This is a genomic window from Bradyrhizobium sp. SZCCHNR1051, from assembly GCF_032489615.1.
GTDB lineage: Bacteria > Pseudomonadota > Alphaproteobacteria > Rhizobiales > Xanthobacteraceae > Bradyrhizobium.
Map to the genome: position 1 here is coordinate 39,533 of NZ_JAUEYJ010000024.1, position 19,572 is coordinate 59,104.

25 protein-coding genes are annotated in these 19,572 nt (G+C 65.5%); 12 read left to right on the forward strand and 13 right to left on the reverse strand.

The features are described from left to right. Positions 1 to 52 precede the first annotated feature (52 nt). Entirely contained in the window at positions 53 to 520 is a 468-nt protein-coding gene (locus QW868_RS26635; protein ID WP_316231954.1) for a hypothetical protein, read from the forward strand. 19 nt (positions 521 to 539) lie between these two features. Here QW868_RS26635 and QW868_RS26640 read toward each other — a convergent pair whose 3' ends face one another. Both QW868_RS26640 and QW868_RS26645 read right to left on the reverse strand, forming a co-directional pair. Next, on the reverse strand, positions 540 to 1,739 hold the full coding sequence (locus QW868_RS26640) for an FAD-dependent monooxygenase (protein ID WP_316231925.1): 1,200 nt from the start codon (positions 1,737 to 1,739) through the stop codon (positions 540 to 542). Positions 1,740 to 1,749: 10 nt separating this feature from the next. Next, entirely contained in the window at positions 1,750 to 1,992 is a 243-nt protein-coding gene (locus tag QW868_RS26645; RefSeq protein WP_006611181.1) for a zinc-finger domain-containing protein, read from the reverse strand. Between the two features lie 292 nt (positions 1,993 to 2,284). Here QW868_RS26645 and QW868_RS26650 point away from each other — a divergent pair, with 292 nt between their 5' ends. Then, positions 2,285 to 3,436 (forward strand): hypothetical protein, encoded by a 1,152-nt coding sequence (locus QW868_RS26650; protein ID WP_410051329.1) that lies wholly within the window; start codon positions 2,285 to 2,287, stop codon positions 3,434 to 3,436. 46 nt (positions 3,437 to 3,482) lie between these two features. Next, positions 3,483 to 4,232, forward strand: coding sequence for an alpha/beta hydrolase (locus QW868_RS26655; RefSeq protein WP_315780698.1), 750 nt, complete (start codon positions 3,483 to 3,485; stop codon positions 4,230 to 4,232). A 118-nt stretch (positions 4,233 to 4,350) separates the two neighbouring features. Here QW868_RS26655 and QW868_RS26660 read toward each other — a convergent pair whose 3' ends face one another. Together QW868_RS26660 and QW868_RS26665 are read right to left on the reverse strand one after the other, a co-directional pair. Then, the gene (locus QW868_RS26660) at positions 4,351 to 5,547 is read right to left on the reverse strand and encodes a hypothetical protein (protein ID WP_316231926.1); all 1,197 of its coding nucleotides are present in this window, start codon (positions 5,545 to 5,547) and stop codon (positions 4,351 to 4,353) included. A 225-nt stretch (positions 5,548 to 5,772) separates the two neighbouring features. After that, entirely contained in the window at positions 5,773 to 5,955 is a 183-nt protein-coding gene (locus QW868_RS26665; RefSeq protein WP_315811538.1) for a hypothetical protein, read from the reverse strand. A gap of 170 nt (positions 5,956 to 6,125) precedes the next feature. On the opposite strand from QW868_RS26665, the gene cysE reads away from it, so the two are divergent. Beyond that, the gene (cysE, locus tag QW868_RS26670) at positions 6,126 to 6,956 is read left to right on the forward strand and encodes a serine O-acetyltransferase (RefSeq protein ID WP_315737485.1); all 831 of its coding nucleotides are present in this window, start codon (positions 6,126 to 6,128) and stop codon (positions 6,954 to 6,956) included. A gap of 280 nt (positions 6,957 to 7,236) precedes the next feature. Beyond that, complete coding sequence (locus QW868_RS26675; protein ID WP_006611186.1) at positions 7,237 to 7,449, forward strand: DUF3126 family protein; 213 nt, start codon at positions 7,237 to 7,239, stop codon at positions 7,447 to 7,449. Positions 7,450 to 7,558: 109 nt separating this feature from the next. Here the strand turns inward: QW868_RS26675 and QW868_RS26680 are convergent, their stop codons facing one another. After that, positions 7,559 to 8,257 carry a hypothetical protein gene (locus tag QW868_RS26680; protein ID WP_315776699.1) on the reverse strand — a complete coding sequence of 233 codons (699 nt, stop codon included), beginning with the start codon at positions 8,255 to 8,257 and terminating at the stop codon, positions 7,559 to 7,561. Positions 8,258 to 8,452: 195 nt separating this feature from the next. Here QW868_RS26680 and QW868_RS26685 point away from each other — a divergent pair, with 195 nt between their 5' ends. Both QW868_RS26685 and QW868_RS26690 read left to right on the forward strand, forming a co-directional pair. After that, complete coding sequence (locus QW868_RS26685) at positions 8,453 to 8,782, forward strand: DUF6949 family protein (protein ID WP_172115419.1); 330 nt, start codon at positions 8,453 to 8,455, stop codon at positions 8,780 to 8,782. A gap of 83 nt (positions 8,783 to 8,865) precedes the next feature. Next, positions 8,866 to 9,396 (forward strand): gamma carbonic anhydrase family protein, encoded by a 531-nt coding sequence (locus tag QW868_RS26690; RefSeq protein ID WP_315737487.1) that lies wholly within the window; start codon positions 8,866 to 8,868, stop codon positions 9,394 to 9,396. A gap of 39 nt (positions 9,397 to 9,435) precedes the next feature. Here QW868_RS26690 and QW868_RS26695 read toward each other — a convergent pair whose 3' ends face one another. Beyond that, a complete protein-coding gene (locus QW868_RS26695; RefSeq protein ID WP_316162966.1) occupies positions 9,436 to 9,594 on the reverse strand; it encodes a hypothetical protein in 159 nt (52 codons plus the stop codon). After that, a complete protein-coding gene (locus QW868_RS26700; RefSeq protein ID WP_316162965.1) occupies positions 9,591 to 9,872 on the reverse strand; it encodes a hypothetical protein in 282 nt (93 codons plus the stop codon). Before QW868_RS26700 ends, QW868_RS26695 begins: the two co-directional genes overlap by 4 nt. A 98-nt stretch (positions 9,873 to 9,970) precedes the next feature. On the opposite strand from QW868_RS26700, the gene QW868_RS26705 reads away from it, so the two are divergent. The 3 genes from QW868_RS26705 to QW868_RS26715 all read left to right on the forward strand — a co-directional run bounded on the left by QW868_RS26705 (position 9,971) and on the right by QW868_RS26715 (position 11,193). After that, positions 9,971 to 10,441, forward strand: coding sequence for a hypothetical protein (locus tag QW868_RS26705; protein WP_316162964.1), 471 nt, complete (start codon positions 9,971 to 9,973; stop codon positions 10,439 to 10,441). A gap of 158 nt (positions 10,442 to 10,599) precedes the next feature. Then, the gene (locus QW868_RS26710; RefSeq protein WP_315754014.1) at positions 10,600 to 10,911 is read left to right on the forward strand and encodes a hypothetical protein; all 312 of its coding nucleotides are present in this window, start codon (positions 10,600 to 10,602) and stop codon (positions 10,909 to 10,911) included. Between the two features lie 129 nt (positions 10,912 to 11,040). Then, positions 11,041 to 11,193, forward strand: coding sequence for a hypothetical protein (locus tag QW868_RS26715; protein ID WP_315737739.1), 153 nt, complete (start codon positions 11,041 to 11,043; stop codon positions 11,191 to 11,193). Between the two features lie 102 nt (positions 11,194 to 11,295). Here the strand turns inward: QW868_RS26715 and QW868_RS26720 are convergent, their stop codons facing one another. The 3 genes from QW868_RS26720 to QW868_RS26730 all read right to left on the reverse strand — a co-directional run bounded on the left by QW868_RS26720 (position 11,296) and on the right by QW868_RS26730 (position 13,697). Further along, on the reverse strand, positions 11,296 to 12,108 hold the full coding sequence (locus QW868_RS26720; RefSeq protein ID WP_410051334.1) for a dienelactone hydrolase family protein: 813 nt from the start codon (positions 12,106 to 12,108) through the stop codon (positions 11,296 to 11,298). Positions 12,109 to 12,505: 397 nt separating this feature from the next. Further along, entirely contained in the window at positions 12,506 to 13,021 is a 516-nt protein-coding gene (locus tag QW868_RS26725; RefSeq protein WP_315737492.1) for a hypothetical protein, read from the reverse strand. A 253-nt stretch (positions 13,022 to 13,274) separates the two neighbouring features. After that, positions 13,275 to 13,697: a hypothetical protein gene (locus tag QW868_RS26730; protein ID WP_315776694.1), complete on the reverse strand. Its 423-nt coding sequence runs from the start codon at positions 13,695 to 13,697 to the stop codon at positions 13,275 to 13,277. Between the two features lie 403 nt (positions 13,698 to 14,100). Between QW868_RS26730 and QW868_RS26735 the strand changes: the two genes are divergently transcribed. Further along, on the forward strand, positions 14,101 to 15,081 hold the full coding sequence (locus tag QW868_RS26735; protein ID WP_316162962.1) for a hypothetical protein: 981 nt from the start codon (positions 14,101 to 14,103) through the stop codon (positions 15,079 to 15,081). A 247-nt stretch (positions 15,082 to 15,328) separates the two neighbouring features. Here the strand turns inward: QW868_RS26735 and QW868_RS26740 are convergent, their stop codons facing one another. The 3 genes from QW868_RS26740 to QW868_RS26750 all read right to left on the reverse strand — a co-directional run bounded on the left by QW868_RS26740 (position 15,329) and on the right by QW868_RS26750 (position 18,263). Further along, positions 15,329 to 16,240: a methyltransferase domain-containing protein gene (locus tag QW868_RS26740; protein ID WP_315776692.1), complete on the reverse strand. Its 912-nt coding sequence runs from the start codon at positions 16,238 to 16,240 to the stop codon at positions 15,329 to 15,331. Between the two features lie 447 nt (positions 16,241 to 16,687). Then, a complete protein-coding gene (locus QW868_RS26745) occupies positions 16,688 to 17,314 on the reverse strand; it encodes a transglutaminase-like cysteine peptidase (protein WP_315737496.1) in 627 nt (208 codons plus the stop codon). 334 nt (positions 17,315 to 17,648) lie between these two features. Continuing rightward, positions 17,649 to 18,263 (reverse strand): PilZ domain-containing protein, encoded by a 615-nt coding sequence (locus QW868_RS26750; RefSeq protein WP_315737497.1) that lies wholly within the window; start codon positions 18,261 to 18,263, stop codon positions 17,649 to 17,651. A gap of 183 nt (positions 18,264 to 18,446) precedes the next feature. On the opposite strand from QW868_RS26750, the gene QW868_RS26755 reads away from it, so the two are divergent. Then, on the forward strand, positions 18,447 to 19,430 hold the full coding sequence (locus QW868_RS26755) for an MBL fold metallo-hydrolase (protein WP_316231928.1): 984 nt from the start codon (positions 18,447 to 18,449) through the stop codon (positions 19,428 to 19,430). Positions 19,431 to 19,572: the final 142 nt, after the last annotated feature.

Consider the following 19,572-nt stretch of genomic DNA (forward strand, 5'->3'; position numbering starts at 1 on the left):
CTCCGGTCATCAACGGCACAAGGCTCTAAGACGGCTGCAACATCGAGGCTTCATGACGACCGACTGCCATCGCCCAGCTTACCACTGTCTCGCGCTCGCCGCAGGACTGTTCGTGTTGGGAGGGCTGCTCTCAGGCTGCGCAGGCATGAGCGACAGCGTGTCGACGGCCTTCGCGGATCCCGCCAAATACGATCTCTACGACTGCAAGCAGCTCGAAGCCGAGCGCAAGGCGCTCGCGGCGCGCGCGGCCGAGCTGCAGGGCCTGATGGCCAAGGCGGAGACCGGAGCCGGCGGCGCCATCGTCGCCGAGGTCGCGTATCGCAACGATTATGTCGCCATCAGGGGCCAGTCGCAATTCGCCGAAGAGGCCTGGCGCCGCAACAAATGCGTGGAAACGCCGCCGGCGCCGGTGGCCGCGAAGGATGGCAAGCCGGTCAAGCCGGCGCGCAATGCGCGGCCGATGGCCTCGAGCAATTCCGGCGCACCATCGATCTTACCGCGCGACGGCTCGGTCTACTGACCGCAGCCGCAGCGGCAACCTATAGCCGCCAGTCGTAGATCCAGCTCTGCCGCGCCGACAGGCGCTGCGGGCCGAGCGCCTTGATGCTGAGGTCGCGGGCCAGCGCCAGCGGCCCGGTCATGTGATAGAGGCGGCCCTGATTGCGCGCGGTGCGCTGCACCTGGCCGACGCGCGGACGGCGCAGCTTGGCGTAGCGTTTGAGCGCAGCCGGGATCGCGCCGGGACCGTCCGGGCGTGCCTCGCTCAGGCTCTTGGCGAGCACCACCGCATCCTCGATCGCCATTCCCGCGCCTTGCGCCGCAAAGGGCAGCATGGCATGCGCGGCATCGCCCAGCAGCGCGACGCTGCCGTCGGTCCATTCGATGCCTTCGGGGACGCCGAACAGCGCCCATTTGCGCCAGCCGTCGACGGCGTTGAGCAGCAGCCGCGCCGTCGCAGGCCAGCGCGGTGGGGCGAACGCCGCCTTCAGCTCGCTCGGATCACCCTCCGTGCTCCAGCCCGGCCGGTTCCAGGTCCCCGGCACCACCGCGACCACGTTGACCTGCCGGCCGGCAGAAATCGGATAGGCGACGAGATGGGCCTCGGGACCCATCCACAGCTGCACCCGTGCCGCGGTCAATTCGCGTGGCAATTGCCGGGCGTCGAGCGTGCCGCGCCAGGCGATCAGGCCGGAAAACGCGGCGCGGACCTGCGGAAACAGATGGTGCCTGACCGCCGACCACACGCCGTCGGCGCCGATCAGCGCCAGCGCCACGTCCTGGCGGCGCTCATTGCCGCGGCGATGCACGACGGTCAGGCCCTTGGCGTGGGCGGCGACGTCCTCGAACTGGCAGCCGAGCCGCAGCTCGACGTCCGGATGCGCCATCACCTCCGCGACCAGCGCCGCCTGCAGGTCGGCGCGGTGGATGACCCAATAGGGCGCGCCAGCCGCCTGGCTCGCGGCCTCGCCGAGCGGCAGGCGGGCGATCTCGCCGCCGGCCCGCGCGCTCATGATGCTGACGGCGTCGGGCACCACGGCGCGCGCGGTCAGCCGCGGCCCCAGGCCGAGATCGAGCAGGATGCGGCTGGCATTGGGCGACAGCTGCAGGCCGGCGCCGACCTCCTCGAGCCGTTCGGCCTTCTCCAGCACGACGACGCGGAAGCCCTTGGTGGCGAGCGCGAGCGCAGCCGTCAGGCCGCCAATCCCGGCTCCAGCCACATAGACGGTACGCGATGCCACGACACGCCGATCAGGCAACGTCCTTCAGCACGCATTCCGGCGGCCGCGCTTCGCCCGCGGCGAGGTCCGGCGCATAGCGGTACAGCGTCGAGCAGTACGGGCAGATGATTTCCTTGTCGTTGCCGAGATCGAGGAACACGTGCGGATGATCGAACGGCGGATTGGCGCCCACGCACATGAACTCATGCGAGCCGATCTCGATGACGGGGACACCGGCATCATTGTGGAAATGCGGGACGATGTTATCGGCCATCGGTATCACCTCGCGTGGCAACGGGAGCGTATGCGGTCAGCACGACGGAGCAGGACGGGACTGAGGTCGCAGGGCCGCACGCGTCGAAAACGGCGCGACCATACTGAGCCTTAAGGCCAATTCCTAGTGTTGGGAACCCGCGTTTGGTGCAACGCACGCCGTTATGTTGTGGCCTGTGGATTCGACACAAACTCAGGCCCGCCGAGAAGCCCTTCTTTCGTCGGGGCCGTTGTGTCAGGCACGGGACATCCTATGTCTTTCGGCATCGTCCCCGCGACAACGTGAAGGCGGCGTGATCTCGAAGCGAATCAAGCTGGGAATCAGTCTGGCGCTGGCCGGGCTTGCCGTCAGCGCCGCGGTCGGCGCTGCGATATGGCCGCACGCCTATGGGGCCGGAGCCATCATCGTGGCACAGGATGAACCGGCGAGGCTGTCGGAGCTTCAGATCGCGTCCGTTCTGCAGAACGATCCGGCGCGGATTGTTCGCAACATCGAAGATGCGCTCGCGGCTGGCGATCCCGATCTCGCCGAGAGTTTCGTCGCGCTCGCACAGGATCATCGCGTTGCGCTCGACGAGGCGCTGATCCAGCGGGTGAGCGATGCCGTGGCCGCCGAGAAGGCGCCGGGGAGTGTCGCCAAGCGCTTCGCCAGCGGGCTCGTCACCGGCCAGGCCGATGACGTCGCGAGCCTGTCCGGCACCGTGGCCGGCGACCTCTTCGTGTTCGGCGACATCCGCGACGCGGTGCGCGAGGGCAAGCATCTGGTGATGGGCGAGGAGACCGACCGGCTGGTGCTGGGTCTCGCGACTGCGGGCCTTGCCGTCACGGCCGCGACCTATGCCTCGGTCGGGACTGCCGCGCCGGTGCGGGCCGGGCTGACGCTAGTCAAGGACGCGCGGAAAGTCGGCCGGCTCGGCGAGGGGCTCGCCGCCTGGGCCGGGCGCTCGGCGCGCGAGGTTGTCGATGCGCCGCTGTTGCAGCAGGCGGTGGCCTCCGGCTCGGTGCTGCGGCCGGGCCAGACCGCGACCGCGATCCGGGCTGCGTTCCGCGCCGAGAAGGCCGGCGCGCTGGTGCGGCTCGCCAAGGATGTCGGCCGCGTCACCGAAAAGGCCGGCACGCGTGGCGCGCTCGATTCGCTCAAGCTCGCCGAAGGGCCGAAGGACATTGCCCGTGCGGCCCGCCTGGCCGAGGCCAAGGGCGGGCAGACCCGCGCGATCCTGAAGCTGCTCGGCCGCGGCGCGCTGCTGCTGACCGCGGGCGCGTTCAATCTTGCGCTGTGGCTGTTCGGCGCGTTGATGACGCTGCTCAGCTTCGTCGCCTCGCTCAAGGCGATGGCCGAGCGGTCCACCCAGGCCTGGCTCGACCGGAGCAAGCGGCGCCGCCTGCGCCAGATGCAGGCCGCTGCGGTCCGTCCCGAACTGGCCGCGGCCGCGCCCTGCGGCTAGACTGCGGCTCAAGATCAATACTTGCACATTCCGGGATCCGCGACCGATGCCGAGCTTTCACAACGGCGCTGTTGAAATCGCCTTCATCGATGAGGGGGAGGGCGATCCGATCGTGCTCGTCCACGGCTTCGCCTCGACCAAGACCGTCAACTGGATCTATCCGGGCTGGACCTCCGAGTTGCGCAAGGACGGCCGCCGGGTGATCGCGCTCGACAATCGCGGCCATGGCGATTCGGCCAAGCTCTACGACCCCGCGCTGTATTCGATCGCGGAGATGGCGAGCGACGTCACCGCGCTGATGGATCATCTCGGCCTCGCCAGCGCCGACGTGATGGGCTACTCGCTCGGTGGCCGCATCGCCGCGCATATTGCCTTGAACACTCCACAACGCCTGCGCTCGGCGATCTTCGGCGGCATCGGCATGGCGATGATCGAAGGCGGCGGACCCGGCGAGAACGTCGCCTCGGCACTCGAGGCGCCGTCGATCGACGACGTGACCGATCCCGTCGGCCGCACCTTCCGCGCCTTCGCCGACCAGACCCGCTCGGACCGCTTGGCGCTGGCTGCCTGCATGCGCGGCTCGCGCGGCTTGATCTCGCGGGAGGATGCGGGCCGCATCGCGGTGCCGGTGCTGGTCGCGGTCGGCACGACGGACGAAGTGTCGGGCTCGGGGCCCGCGCTCGGTGCGCTCATCCCGGGTGCAGAGGTGCTCGACATTCCCAACCGCGACCACATGCGCGCGGTCGGCGACAAGGTCTACAAGGCCGGCGTGGTGGATTTCCTGGCGCGGCGCTGAACGCGGAGCCAGGGCGAGCGGAGCGCACGGGTTTTCCGGCGCAGCGCGTGTGAACCCGCATGTCGCTTTCGCCGAAGCCTCGCGGCTTCGGCTGTCGCTCACGCGGGCTACGGGGCCCTCATGCCGTCGGCACGTCCGCACGCTCGCCGCCGAACCAGCGCGCGGCTGCGATCAGCGCCGTGAAGGTGGCGATCCACACCAGCCGCGCGCCATAGCGGTCGTGCGGGCCGGAGATCACGCCGCAGATCACGGCGTTGCCGAGCAGCGCGAGCGTCACGGTGCTGGCGAGCAGGGCGACGTCGTCGCGCCGCCGCCGCCAGATCGCGTGAGCGGCGATCGCTGCTGCCGCGAGCATCGAGCCCAGCGCGACCGGCACGTGCAGCCAGTTCACGACGGCGAAATTGATCTCCCAATGCTGCTGGTGCGCCGCACGCATCTCCCGGACCTGCGACGGGATGTAGCGCTCGATGATGCCGTAGGTGTGCGGCACCCAGCCGCTGGTGCCTTCACCGGTCGCCACATGCATCAACTGCTCGGCCGTGGCGACCGCGGCGGCCTTGGCCTGCCACAGCGGGTAGGCCGCGAGCGACTGCTTCACGATGAAGCCCATCTCGTCGTTCATGCCCTCGAAGCGGCCGAGCTTGTTGAACATGCTGTTGCCCCACAGGAAGTCGTCGGCGGTGGGCGGCAGCTCGTTGCGATAGGGGCAGAGCTTCAGCTTCTGGCGGGCGCAATGGTCCTTCAGATATTGCGCCACGATACCGTCCTGGAGCATGCGGCCGAAGGCGACGCCGGTGCCGCCCGGCGTCCACGCCAGCTGGCCGGACAGGGCAAAGTTGGCCGCGAGCAGCATCGCCGCCCCCGCGACGATGGTTATGCTGGCCTGGACGAGGCCCGAGAGCGCGATCTGCCGGCGCAGCCGGGGATAGGCGATCCAGCCGACGCAGCACAGGCCGAACAGGACGCCGAGCGTGGCGCTGTGGGTGGCGGAGGCGAAGGCCACGAAGCCGAACAGCGCGCATTTCTCCAGCAGGGAGGTCCGGCGTGCCTGCGTGACCATGATGTACAGCGCCAGCACCGACAGCCCGGCGAAGATGTCGGTCAGCAGCATGCTGGCGAGCCAGGGCAGGGCGGTGGTCAGGACCAACAGCAGGCCGATCCAGAGCAGGCGCAGCGGCTGGGCCAGTCCCAACACGCGCAAGGTGAGCTGCAGGATCCAGAGCGTTGCCAGCGCCTGCAGACCGAGATTGAGCCAGAAGCTCGAGCCCTCGCCCCAATGCAGATAGAGCCCGAACACGGTGGAGCGGCTCGGCACCAGATAGCCTTCGTACCAGCGCGCGAGGTAGCCCCCGGTGTCCCACTGCAGCAGCGGGTAGCCGTTCCACAGCGCCGGCGCGACCAGGAAGAGCGGGATGACGATGACGGGGAGCCAGGCCGATCCGGCCTCGGTCGTGCGTTCGTCCAGGATCTGAGTGTTACTGATACCCGTGTCCCCCCGATCAGGAGCACCATGGCCGCAATATGGTCAGGGCGATATTCACTAGTAGACGCAGAGCGATGGATGGTAAAGCCGATCCCGGGATTGAACGGGGGAATGGTCGGCCTTCTGTGCCCGGGTGGTTCCTTTTGCCGCAGCCACGGTGTCCGCCGCTTCTTCCGCCACGATCGTCTTGATTTCGGGTTCCGGCTGCCCACCTTGAGCCGACGCGGTGCCGAACGGCATGGCGGCGCAACCGGGACGTCAGCGGCGGGGCGTAACGGAAATGTCTCAATCCCGTGTTCTCTGGGAGGCGGGCTGGCTGGGATGGATCGCCGGCCTCGCGCAGCCCGCGGAGGACATCGTTCCCAGCGCCGTGCTATAAGGCTCGCCCACTGAAACTGCGAGAAGCAGCCATGGCTATGCACCAGACCAATCCGCAGCAGGGCAGCAAGCTGGCGACGCTTGATCCGATCTGGGATCGGATCCGCCACGAGGCAGAAGAGATCGTGCGCCGCGAGCCTGAACTCGCGACCTTCATCTATTCAACCGTTCTGCACCACGGCCGGCTCGAGGATTCGGTCGTGCACCGGGTTGCCGATCGTCTCGATCATTCCGCGCTGTCGGGCGACCTGATCCGCCAGACCTTCGACGACGCGCTGCGCGACGAGCCGGACCTCGGCCATGCGTTTCGCGCCGATCTCGTCGCCGTCTACGATCGCGATCCCGCCACCTCGCGCTTCATCGATCCGTTGCTCTACTTCAAGGGCTTTCACGCGCTGCAGACGCACCGGCTGGCGCATTGGCTGTATCGCAAGAGTCGCAAGGATTTCGCGTTCTATCTGCAGAGCCGCTCCTCGGCCGTGTTCCAGACCGACATCAATCCGGCGGCGCGCATCGGCCGCGGCATCTTCCTCGATCACGCCACCGGCTTCGTCTGCGGCGAGACGGCCATCATCGAGGACAACGTCTCGATTCTGCATGGCGTGACGCTCGGCGGCACCGGCAAGGAGAACGAGGACCGGCATCCCAAGATTCGTCATGGCGTGCTGATCGGCGCCGGCGCCAAGGTGCTCGGCAACATCGAAGTCGGTCATTGCGCGCGCATCGCTGCTGGCTCCGTCGTCGTGAAGCCGGTACCGAACAACGTCACCGTCGCAGGCGTGCCGGCGAAGATCGTCGGCGAGGCCGGTTGTGCGGAGCCGTCGCGCACCATGGATCAGATGATCAACGCGATCGGGATCTGAGCCGCGAGCGCGTCGGCGACAGCGAAGTCAAGACCTTCTCATCCAGGGAAATTCGTGCCAACACATCGGCGTCTGTGGATTTGACGATCCGCCGTTTGTCTTGGCGGAGTGAATGTGAGATCCACGGCGTCCCTTTCAGGTCGTTCGACATCGCCGGCTCGTCTTGCCTCGATCGGTGGGCCGGAATGTCGAAATCACAATGTCGAAATCACAAGGACACGGACGTTCGCGCTGCAACGTCCTCATCATCCGCAAACCTCGCTGTCGATTGGAGATCACCGTGGACGTTCAGGAAGTCAGGAAGCTCGACGCGTATCTGAAGCGCGTGTTCGGCAATCCCAAGATCCGTGTAGTGCCGCGGCCGAAGAAGGAGGACTCCGCCGAAGTCTATATCGGCGAGGAGTTCATCGGCGTGCTGTTCGTCGACGACGAGGACGACGATCGCTCGTTCCAGTTCCAGATGGCGATCCTGGAAGACGATCTGGTGGAGTAAGTCCTAGAGCGCGTAGCCCGCATGAGCGCAAGCGACATGCGGGTTCACACGCGCTGGGCGAAAGACCCCGGATATCGCTGCGCTCATCCGGGCTACGACTGACTACTGACTACTTCGTCGCATGCATCTGCGCCGTCAGCCGCTCCATCGCGGCGGCGACGTCCTGCCACTGTGACAGCCAGCTGCGCGGAAACCGGAAGATCAGATCCGCGCCCTCGACGCGGCGTTCGCTGAGGCACATGCCGGGCGTGGCGGCGTCACGCGTGCAGCGGGCGACCAGCAAAGGCTGCTCGGCCGTGAACAGATCCTCCACGTCGTACGGTGTGCCCGCGCGGAAGCTTCGCATGCTCAGCCCGTCCTGCACCGACACGGCAGCCGGATTGAGGTAGCGCGGATAGATTGTCTTCAGTCGCGTCTCGGGCGACATCGCGTCGTGATGCGCCGATATCGAGACGAAGATGCGATCGATCGGGTGCGGCGCCTGATCGATCTGGTCGGCGCTGACGTGATGCGGCGCCTCGGGCGGCGTGAGCGAGGGATATTCGAAGCCGAGATCGACGCGCTCCTGCGGGCCGGTGTGGCGCTGGACCTTCACCCGGATGGCGGCCGCCGGCACGTTGAACACGGTGCTGCCGATGCTGACCGGCAGGCGCTCGGGCCCCTTGAAGGTGCTGGCGCGCCAGGTCGGCCAGAGCAGGTAGGCAACGAGGGCGATCGCCGCCGCCGCCAGCACGCAGCCCAGGATGATCGGCACGGCATGGCCATGTCCGTTCGAAGGGCGGGCACTGCGGACCGAAAACATCGTCATGGCGGGCAGGGGATCTCAAGGCCGAATCAGCGGCGACTATGCCACGGCGATGCGGCATTCTGCAGAAACTTACCTGCAGGGAGCCGCGCACCGGCTGCGGCCGCCGTTAACCGTTCCTTAAGGATAATGTGGCGGGCGCGAGCGCTTTTTGCCAAACCAGCATCGGGCAGTTCTGCAAGTGTGTGAGTGCGTACGATGTCGGCAGAGGCGTTCAATTCCCTGTTCTCGCTCCTCATCGGTTTCGCCTTGGCCGGTGCCCTGGCGAGCGGCTATCAGGCGTATGCCGAACGTCCGCCGGGCTTTGAGCTGCTGCAGGAGGGCGTCACGCCCCGGCGCTTCGCCGCGGTGCCGTTCCTGGTGTTCGCCGCGCCCTTCATCATCATGCGCAACACGCTACGCGGCGCGCGCATCGAGCGCCGCCGCTTCGAGTTCGTGATGCTGGCGACCGTCATCGCCGGCTTCTGGAGCATGATGTCCGGCACCTTCGTGGTGATGACGCTGCGCGCCGCGGGCGTGCTGACCTAGTTCCCGTGCCGGGCGCCGCCGCCGCGGTTGCTTGAAATCGCTCTGGCGGCTGTGCCAAGGTCACCTGCGAACGGGAGACCTCGATGGCCATCTACGAACTCGACGGGCAGGCGCCCGAGCTGCCGGCGGACGGCAACTACTACATCGCCGACAATGCCACCGTGATCGGCCGGGTGAAGCTCGCCAAGGAGGTCACCGTCTGGTTCGGCGCGGTGATCCGCGGCGACAATGACTCGATCGAGATCGGCGAAGGCTCCAACATCCAGGACAACGCCACCTGCCACGTCGATCCCGGCTTTCCGCTGCGCGTCGGCCGCAACGTCACGGTCGGCCACAATGTCATCCTGCACGGCTGCACGGTCGAGGACGACGCCCTGATCGGCATGGGCTCGATCATCATGAATGGCGCGCACATCCGCCGCGGCAGCGTCGTCGGCGCCGGCGCCATCATCACCGAGGGCAAGGATTTTCCGGAATACTCGCTGATCATCGGCGCGCCCGCGCGTGTCGTGCGCACGCTGGAGCCGGCGCAGGTCGAGCGCATGGGTATCGCGGCCAAGGCCTATGTCGCCAAGGGACCGCGCTATACCAAGGGCCTGAAGAAGATCGGCTGACCTCGCCGCCGATCGAACTGTCGGGCTATCGGAGATCCCTCACGTCCCTTCGGACTCGCCAGCTTCGGCTGCGCTGGCGACACGCTCGTGGCCGCTCGCCCACAGCGCATGCTGCTCGCTGCCGTCGTGATAGGGATTGGCCTCGGCCTCGCGCGCGGCGCGCTCGCCCTGCTCGAAAGGATCGGGGTCGGTGCTCATGCTGATGCCCTGCTTCTCTGCTTCGGTTTGCGCTTCGACTGGTTTCTGGACTTGTCGTCGGTCTCGCTTTTCCGTTTGCGCGCAGGCTTGCCTGTGCCATCGCCATCCTCCGCAGCGCTCTTGCGCAGCGCGTCCTTCAGATCCGCCGGTACGCCGTGCTTTTCCAACAGGTCCATGAACGCCTCGTCGGCGAGATCCTGCAGACTCAGCATCTGATCGCGGCCCAGCTGCTTGAGCTTGCCGAACGTGTCCTCGTCGAAGGCGATCAGCTTGCGCACGGCTCCTCGGTCTCCTCGCCCATCAATCCTCTCCGATCAACATTCGTTCCGGAACGCGGTCCGCCCGGTCGGGTTGAAGCGTAAAGGGAGACGGTCACATGGCCAGATCTTCGTTGGGCACTTTGATCGTGATTGCAGGCCTCAGCACGGCCACAGCGGTGTTCGCGCAAGGCGGTGCGGGCGGTGGAGGAGGCGCTGGCGGCGGCGCGCCGGGTGCGGGGGCCGCCGGCACCGGCACGACCGGTATCGCCGCGGGATCAGGGAACGCCGCCGGTCTCGGCAACGCGCAGAACGAAGCCGGAAGCGGCAACAATCCCTCGCGGCTGTCGCAACCGGGGGCGGCAGGCACCAACGGGACTAACAGCCTCGGCACGGCGCAGTCGTCCGGTTCCGGCGCGAGCGGGGCGGGGTCGAGCAATTCCGGCGTCACGACCGGCACGGGTCGTGGAGCGGCGGGAGGCACCGCGGCAACGGGACCGAACCACGCCGGTGATGCGACCGATGAGCAGATTCAGCAGGAGAACAAGACGGTCGACCGGAAGGTCAAGAGCATCTGCCGCGGTTGCTGAATATTGCCCGCGGCTCCGGACGTCACGCAACGACATCGAGATCGCGCAGATGTGAGCGGGGTTGCCCCCGCGCCGTTCCAAATTCGGCTTAGAGACATCCGGCTGAGAGTACCGAGTGCAATGACATTGTCATGCCGGTTGAATTTGGAGACGGATCGATGCGCAAGAGATTAATGGGATTGCTGGCGGGTGCCGTGATCGCGGCGGCGATGGTGCCCGGCATGGCATCGGCGCGCGGGCCGGGCGGCTTTCATGGCGGCGGTTTCCATCACGGATTCGGTTATCATCATGGCTTTGGTCCAGGCTTCGGAATCGGGTTCGGCTTCGGCTATCCCGGCTACTACGGTTACGGAGGCTATCCTTACTACTACCCGTACACCTACGAAGATCTCGGCGGCTGCTACGTCGCCCGCAAGCGCGTGCGCACGGCGCACGGCTGGCGCTATCGGAACGTCGAGGTGTGTGAATGAAGCTTGGGCGAGGTGACCGGCCGATCCGGTCACTTCGCCTTAACGACATCTCGTCACCTTTTGTTGTCGCTCCGATCGGCGGCGCGCAACGGAGAAGTAGCTGGCGCAACGCTTGCATGGGATCCAGGCATGATGAACACACTCACATCCCCTGAACTCACGTTGGTCTTCATGGGCGTCGTCGTCGGCCTGGGCGCAGCGCTGGTCTGGATGGCCTGGGAGCTCGAGCAGGGCGGCAGGCAGCTGGCGAAGATCCGTCGCGACGATCATCGCCTGCGCTAACCGCCGACAGCCCGGAGCCCGCATGAGCGCAAGCGACAAGCGGGACGTCTCGCGGGGGGGGAAGGGCAGTCTTCCCCGGTTCGCTCGCCCGGGCGGCGGCCGTCAGCTCAGCACGCCGTATTTCTTGAACCACGCCTGCATCTGCACCCAGCCGTCCTCGGCGGCGTCCTTGCGATAGCTGGGGCGATAATCGGCGTGGAAGCCGTGCGGCGCGCCGGGATAGATCTTGAACTCCGCGGTCTTCTTGTTGTCGGCGAGCGCGGCCTTCATGGCCTCGACGCTGGCGACGGGAATACCGGTGTCGGCCTCGCCGTAGAGGCCGAGGACGGGCGCCTTCATCTCGGGTGCAAGCTGCGTCGGGCTCTTCGGCCAGGCCGGATTGGGCGGATCGATCAGCGGGCCGTAGAACGCGACGCCCGCCTTCAGCGCCGAACTATGCGCCGCATATTCCCACACGTTGCGGCCGCCGCGGCAGAAGCCGACGATGCCGAGGCGCGAGGTGTCGCCGCCCTGCGACTTGGCCCAGGCCACGGTCGCGTCGAGGTCCGACAGCAGCTCCGCGTCGGGCTTGGCATTCACGATCGGCAGCAGGTCCTTGATCTCGGTGATCTTGGTGAGGTCGGTCCCGCTGCGGAAGTAGTAGTCCGGCGCCACGGCCAACGCGCCGAGCTTGGCGAGACGGCGGGTCACGTCCTTGATGTACTGATGCAGGCCGAAGATCTCCATCGCGACCAGCACGACGGGCGGGCTGCTGGCGCTGGCGGGGCGGGCGAAATAGGCCGGCATGTCGCGGTCGCCGACCTTGATCTTCGCATCTCCGGCATTCAGGCCATTGCTGTCGGTGGTGATGACCTCGGCCCGCACCGGGCCGGCAGCCAGCGTGTAGCCGGCCGTCACGGCAGCGGACGCGGTCATGAAGCCGCGGCGTGAGAAGGGGGCGACCGTGGTCAGCCCGATGACATCGGAGGTCAGTGCTGGATCGGCGGACATGGGGGCTCCTCTGCGTCTTGCGGGCGCATTGAGCCGAGAATTGACTGGGAAAAGCAAGTCACCAGCCGGAGAGCCGCGGCAGTCGGGTCCGTTCCGGGCGGTCGAACGCGATCCCACAAAGAACAAGGCCGTCGGCGCAGTATGGCGCCAACGACCTTGCCAGCCCCGGATATTGAAATTGGCCCTGTGCCATCCTGAAATTGGCTCGCCATCCGGTGAAGGCAGGATGGCGTGACTCCCGGTTTCAATCTGTGAAGCACTTCACAGGGGCCCGGGAAAATTCGGCGGGAAATTCTACGAGCAGGTGTCAGGACCGGCCATATCAGGACCGGTTGCGGCGATGCCGATGGCCGCTGCGGCTGGCATGGGCGCGGGCGCGGATGCTGCGGTTGCGCGGGGCCGGCGCGGCCTGCTCCGAGCTCTGGGTGCTGGCGAAGGACTGGCGCAGGCCGTCGATGGAGTCCTTCAAGGTCGAGACCTGGTCCGAGAGCCGCTTGGTGTCGGCCTGCTGGGCGGCGAGCAGGCGGCGCATGCTCTGCATCTGCTCCTGCATCATCTGCAGCTGATCGATCGATTCCTGCTGGGTGGCTTCCAGGCCCTTGGTCTTCTCCACCAATTGCTCGGACGCCTGCACAGTGCGCGCCTGCAATTGCCGCGTCACCGCGCCGCGCTCGGCTTCCGGCGCGCCCCCATGGGCACGCCACAACATGATGCCGCCGATGCCTGCGACGAGCACCACGAGCGTCGCGGCTGCGAGCGCGATCGGCTGGGCGCCCTTGACGGGGCTCGGGCTGAGCTTCTCGGGGTAGCGTCTGGTGTCGCGCGTCACCGGATTCATCACGAAACCACCCAAATTGAAAAAGCTTCGGATGCTCCTCCCGAAAACTGGGAGAGGCGAAAACTCGAGCAGAGAACGCTGTTCGCCCAGCCCGCAAATCGAGCGTCTGACGGACGAACCAAGTCGTCAAGGTTTGATTAGGAAATCCGACAAAAGCGAGGCCTGCAAGTCCGAAAGGGCGCCGCCGCGCCATGCACCATGCCGGTTCCGTGCGGCGGTCGCGACCGGCCGAAAAATGCGGCGGGACAGATGCTTACTGCGTTGCGCTGCAGTTCCGGCAGATCGTGAGCTTCTGCTTGAGGCGGGCCTCGTCGGCGAGGTCGGCCGCCTGTTCCTCCTCCCAGCTCATCCGGCCCCGATAGCCGGAGCTCGACTGCGCGGACATCACGTCGACCCGCGAGTCGCCACGGCGCTTGGCGCCTTTGCGCGGCGTGCCGATGTCCGGCTCCGTCGCCATCTCGGTGTCGGCGTCGGAGGTGGCGACACGGCCGTCCCAGTCGGCCGCAGCGCTCGTCGGCTGCGCGGCAATCACGGCGGGCGCAGCGGCCATCGCCGGCGTGGCTGCAGGTGCGCCGGCCGAGGCCAGCGGTCCCGAGCAGCCGGTGCCGGACATGCAGCAGTTCGCCAGGGTCAAGGCCGCGGCCAGCAGGGTCGCGCTTCGCAGGATCATCATCATGCCGACAACCTAAACCCGACGGTCGAGGGAAAACAAGGTTGGCCGGCCATTGCCGCGCCCCGCCTGCGACATATCGTCAAAGCAAGGCCAAAAAAAGTTGCGCATCGAGACGGCCTTACGCGAGGCGATGACGTGCCTCCCACCGTCCGCGACCCACGGCAAGACGCCGAACTACGAAGTCCGCGACCCCCGCGCCGCGGGGCTTTTTTTGTTCCGGCAGCTCACCACGGCTTGTCGGAAACTCGGCTTAGATAAGTATAAAAATACCGTTATTGATTGCGTCAGACTCTGAATTCAATCTTAAGTCGATTTTTTTGCGCGTGACGGCCAACCATGTGGTATTTGCTAACCGTTGTTCCGGCCGGCAGGGGGCGCGTGCGTGCGTGATGGGCACAAACTTTGGTTGTTGATCTATATTGCCATGGTCGTTGTATCGGGCTGCCTGGCGGCTCCGATCGCATATAGCGGCAGGGGGATCTCGATCGCGGGATGCAAGCCGGCGCCGGAGCCTGATCAGTTCATCAGCTACTGCAGTGCGCGCCGATTTGGAGACTTCGAGCATGCTGCGTTTTGGTTCGGGATCGAGCGCAGGGCGCTTGCCAACCTGAAGGCAGCCGATGTGGTCTTTACTGGGTCGAGCCGCACGATGTTTGCTTTCAGCACGGCCGAAGTGCGGTCGTATTTTGCCGCACGCGGTCTACGGCAGTTTAATCTCGGATTCGGCTATGAAGACCAGCAGACGTTCTTCTCTGCGCTTGCGGTGAAGCACCATCTGCGTCCGCGTGTGCTGGTGATTGGCGTCGATCCCTATTTCAACGATCGGGTAAGCGAGCCCGCCCTGGCCGCGCTGCATGATGGATGGGAGCTCGGGCGGGCTCTGGTCAAGAAGGGGGAGATGTGGGCCCAGCCAGCCCTATGCAATTTACGGTTTGTCGACTGCGAAATGGCGCCGACGGCCTTCAGATCCTCAGTGGATGGCTATTTTCGTTGGCGGGATGTGCTGATGGCGGATCGCCAGCGTCCGCGAGTTCGTCGGAGCCAGTTGCGGGACTTTCAGGTCAATGTGCCGCTCTCGGCGATCGAGGCAAACAACTTCTTGAAGCGAATTGGCATGCCTGCCGACTGTGTCGTTCTGGTCCCGATGCCGACGACCGAAATCTGGCCAAAGCCGGATCCGACCAAGCAACTCGCCGAGACGATCGGGGCGATGTATATCGATGCTGATACCGGCGACGATCTCACCTTCGTCGACGAGGCTCATCTGTCATTTGACAGCTCGAAGCGGTTCTCGTCGGAGTTTGTTCGCGCGTTCGACCGACTGCCGCAGACGTGCTTGAACAATGGTCCATTGCCGGCTCAAGCCTCCGTGCTTCCTGGCGGGTGATGGAGCTAGGACGGTCGAGATCGCCGCTGGCCTCTAACGGCGGACGCTTGCATCTCGGCCTGCTCTCAGCACGGCGTCGTCGAGAGATTCACGGTGACAGTCGATCGTGCCCGACGCGCGAGAGATCCTGGCCGCAGCCTTTGCCACGGCCTGGTCGATTGAAGGCGCGGCTGCGCCCGATGGCAGATACTGATGCCAGCTACGCTTCTCTGGCATCACAATTCGAGAAACGGTAGGCCACCTTTCGCTATGGCAGCCGGACGGGCGCGCGCCCACTCCCACGCAGCAGAGCGTAGTTCTTCTGCAGCCAGCGGATAAGGCGGGGGCTCACCGTTCTGCCGAGTTCCGACTCAAGCGCCTCGATGCGATCCTGCAACTGGAGGAGGTCGCTGTAGCGAGCTCGCATCCTTTCGCTCAGTTGGCTGTGGGTCGTAGCGATCTCGAGCGAGGGGCGGAACGCCTGGTCGATCGTCTTCCGCAGGATGACGTGAAGATTGAGCTGGGGGACGCGATTGTTGTCGGCGAGATGGGCCGGCTCATTCAACATCGTATCGCCGCCGAGACAAGTGATGCCGAGAGCGTCGATCCGGTTTTCGCCCGCATGGGTGACTGCGAGGCACTCGATCTCGTAGCCGTTGGCCTGGGCAAGCTCCCGGAAGAAGAGCGGCGTGTAGCAGAAGTATCCGTGGTCGAGATAGCCGCTCGCTGGCAGCTGATGGTAGATCACGCCGCCGACCTTCATGGCGTCATGCATCACTTCGAAACAGTTCCACTGATTGACGATGTGCTCGGTGGTGCCGAAGTTGAGAACCACGTCGAAATGGCCACGGAGCTGCGAAGGGAGTTCGTCGAAGTTGAGATCCAGGATGTTGGTGTTCTTCAGCCCGGGACAAACATCGATCGCCTCATATTCGATGTTTGCGAGATCCGTGATCTCGGAAAGCATCGTCGTTCTCTCGTCCGCTCTTGGCGTCGAGAAGTGGACGAGCCGATCAACGGTTATTGCGTCAGGACGCGGCTGTCCCAGGCGCTCGACGATTTCCGTGATCTGCTCGGCGCGTGCGAAATAGATGGTCTGCGGCCCGATATCGAGAATTCTGTTTTTGCTGCCGGTCAGATGTCCGTTCCGCTGCAAGTAGATCACGGCATCGAGGTTCATCCCCATAGCAATGCCCCACGCTAAAGGAGAAGCACTCTAGCACCACAGTCTCAGCGCAATCAATCTTCGCGTGTTGATGTGGAGCATCACTGATCTTGGATTGTATGGCGGGGCTGCAGCGGCCGCCAGTTCCTCAAAAAGAACGAGTATACCGATGGACTTGCGCCTCGCGTGCGGGCTCGAGGAACTGCGCGATCAGGTCAGTCGGGCCTGGCCCGAGCGGCCGAAGTGACGGGTGGACCGGCGAGCGGGACCGGAACGGTGCTGCCAAGCCGTGGAATTCAAGCGGTTTTCGTGAATTTCGGCTGGCTCAAAAAAGTTGCGGCCAGGCCTTGGGGGAGGCCTGGCCGCGCGCGAACCGGTCTGGGACGGGGAGGGGTGGGGATGTGACCGGGTCGCGTAACTCGAATTCGTGTCTCGCCTCTCTGATCAGCGTTCGCGGACGCCTTAGCGTTCTCTTGCGCTGGCGGTGGCCACTGCCGGGCGACCGTCGCCGAGCGAGACCCAGACGTTGGGATCGCCCTGCGACTGCCGCTTGACGAAGCGGTAGCCGGTCTCGGTCCAGGCGACGACGCTCTCGTTCTGATTGTCGAGCACGTATTCGCCCTTGTCGGTCTTCACGGTGAGGACGGCGTGTCCTTCACCCTTCTTGTCGCGCACCACCGTGATCAGCAGCGCCTCGCGGGGCCAGCCGGCATCGATCAGCAGCTTGCGCTTCAGCAGCACGTAATCCTCGCAGTCGCCGTAGCCGTCCGTCGGCAGCGACCATTTCTCGACCACGCCCCAATGGTCCATGTCGGTGATGGGCTTGACGTTCTCGTTGACCCAGCGATTGACCTTTAGCAGATCGCGCCAGGCGGTCTGGGACAGCACGATGTCGCGGGGCTGCGACGCGCCGCCGCGGCATTCCTCGGGCGTCTCGGTGCAGAACTCGACCCAGCCGATCGGCGCCCGTGCGGTGTCGCCAAGGCTCGCATAGAGCACCCGGTCATCGCCGGCATGCGCCATCCCGCCCATCGCCATCAGGAAGGCTGCGACCGCCCACCCTTTTGCCTGTCCCGTCCGCTTGACCATTTTTGGCCCCCCGTTTTCGTTGGGACCATGTGTCTCATAAAGATTTTTCGCTGCCGCTAAATCGCCACGATGGATTTGACGCAAATCCAAGTAAAACAAAGGGCTTATTCGACTTTCACTTGAATCGAACTTAGCTAAAATTTGAATCGTTCGGGGTTGAATCGAATGCGCGGCATTAAGCCGGGAACCGCTGCCGTTGCAGGGTCTGCCGCGCTTTGCCCGCCAGCCATTAACCGCGCCGGACCACCTGTGCGCTGGCCGAACGCCACACGGCGCCCGCGGTGGCGGACGCCGTGTGCTCCGTGAAGTTGCGGGATTTCAGAGGCTTGCGGCTTTACCGCGCGGTAACGCTGTCTTCGAGCGTTTCGGCGATCTGGGCGTGCAGGAACTCGATCGCGAAGCCGCCTTCGAGATTTCGCACCACGCGCGCCTGCACGCGGCCGAGCATGACCTGCGATTTCAGCGGCGGCCGGGTCTCGGCCGCGATCGCCGCGCCCGACAGCGACATGTCGATGATGCGGCAGGTCATCTTGGTGCCGTCCTCGAGCGTCAGCACCGCGATCGGGTTGCGCGGAATGATACGGTCGTGGCGGCGATCCTCCGGCAGGTTGAGGATGTCGCGGTTGGCGAGCCAGGTCAGCTGCGCGGCGAGCTTGTCGCGCTTGCGCGCGGTGGCGCCGATCGTCATCGCAAAACCGTTGTCGATGATGCGGGTGATCTTGCCTTCGACGCGGCCGATATGGTCGAGATAGGCGATCACGCGGTCGCCGACATTGCCGATGCCCGGCGCGAGCAGCGCGAGGCCGCCCGGCGACATGTTGATCACCTGGCAGGGAAACTCACGGCGGTCCGGCAGCATGTAGCGGCCGAGCAGGTGGACCTTGACCCGCTGGAAACGGCGGCGCTCCTCGGCGGCCGGAAGAGAGAGTTTTTTGTTCGGCAACGCCATGTTTCGCCACTCAAAGCCGGCTCTTAGCGTGCCGGATGATCCAGTGTTGAAACTAAGTCCTGCACGGTTAATTCAGCGTTACGTTGTGCTCCTGCAGCACGCTGCCACGGCCTTTGACGAGCTGATAGAATGGGCAGGCGCGGCATCGCGCCAATGACACCAGTGAAGACGGGAGAGACGTTCATGCGGAGTTGGTTGGGAGCCGTGGCAGTCGTGGTCTGCGCAGCGGTTGGATCGTCGCCGGCCGCGGCGGCCGAGATGAAGGTGACCCTGCTCGGGACGGGCACGCCGACGCCGCGCCTGTCGAGCTTCAGCGCCTCCACCCTGATCGAGGCCGGGCCGGAGCGGCTGCTGTTCGACCTCGGACGCGGCTCCACGATCCGCCTGTTCCAGAAGAACATCCCACTCGGCAGCGTCACCGCGCATTTCCTCACCCATCTGCATTCCGATCACGTGGTGGGGCTGCCGGACATGTGGCTGAGCGGATGGATCGGCACGCCCTGGGCCTCGCGCAAGGGGCCGATGGTCGTGTTCGGACCGAAGGGGACAGTGGCGATGACGGAGAATCTCACCAAAGCCTTCTCCGAGGACATCCGCATCCGCATCGATGACGAGCACTATCCGCCCGAAGGCGTCGCCTTCGCCGCGGCCGATATCGGGCCGGGCGTCGTCTACGAGCGTAACGGCGTCAGGGTCAGCGCCATCGAGGTCAATCACGGCGAGAAGATCAAGCCGGCGCTCGGCTATGTCGTCGAGTTCGACGGCAAGAAGGTCGTGCTGTCCGGAGACACCAAGCCCGATCCGCGGGTGGAGAAGGCGGCGGAGGGGGCCGATCTTCTGATCCATGAGGTCGCCGTCATCGATCCGGAACTGCTGAAATCCTACCCGAACTACCGCGCCATCGAGGACCACCACACCTCGCCCGAGGAGGCCGGCAGGATCTTCAGCGAGGCGAAGCCGAAGCTCGCAGTCTACTCGCACGTCGTGTTTGCGACCGTGAAGCCGGTCCAGGACGTGCCGGAGGGTGCGCTGGTCGCGCGCACGCGCACGGCCTATCAGGGCCCGCTTGTCGTCGGGCGCGATCTTACTTCGTTCGTCATCTCGGATCACGTCGCCGCGTTCGCTTCCGACGGCAGTCGGCTCACCCCGCTGACCGGCTCGCGGTGAGGCGCGGGACGTAGCCCCGATCGCGTGGCCCGCATGCGATGCGACCAGAGGTCGTCGCGACAAGATCCACACTCTCCAGACCGGATCTGGCGGCCTCCCGTCCCTCCGGTGACTTCATCGGGAGGTTACATACCGTAAACAA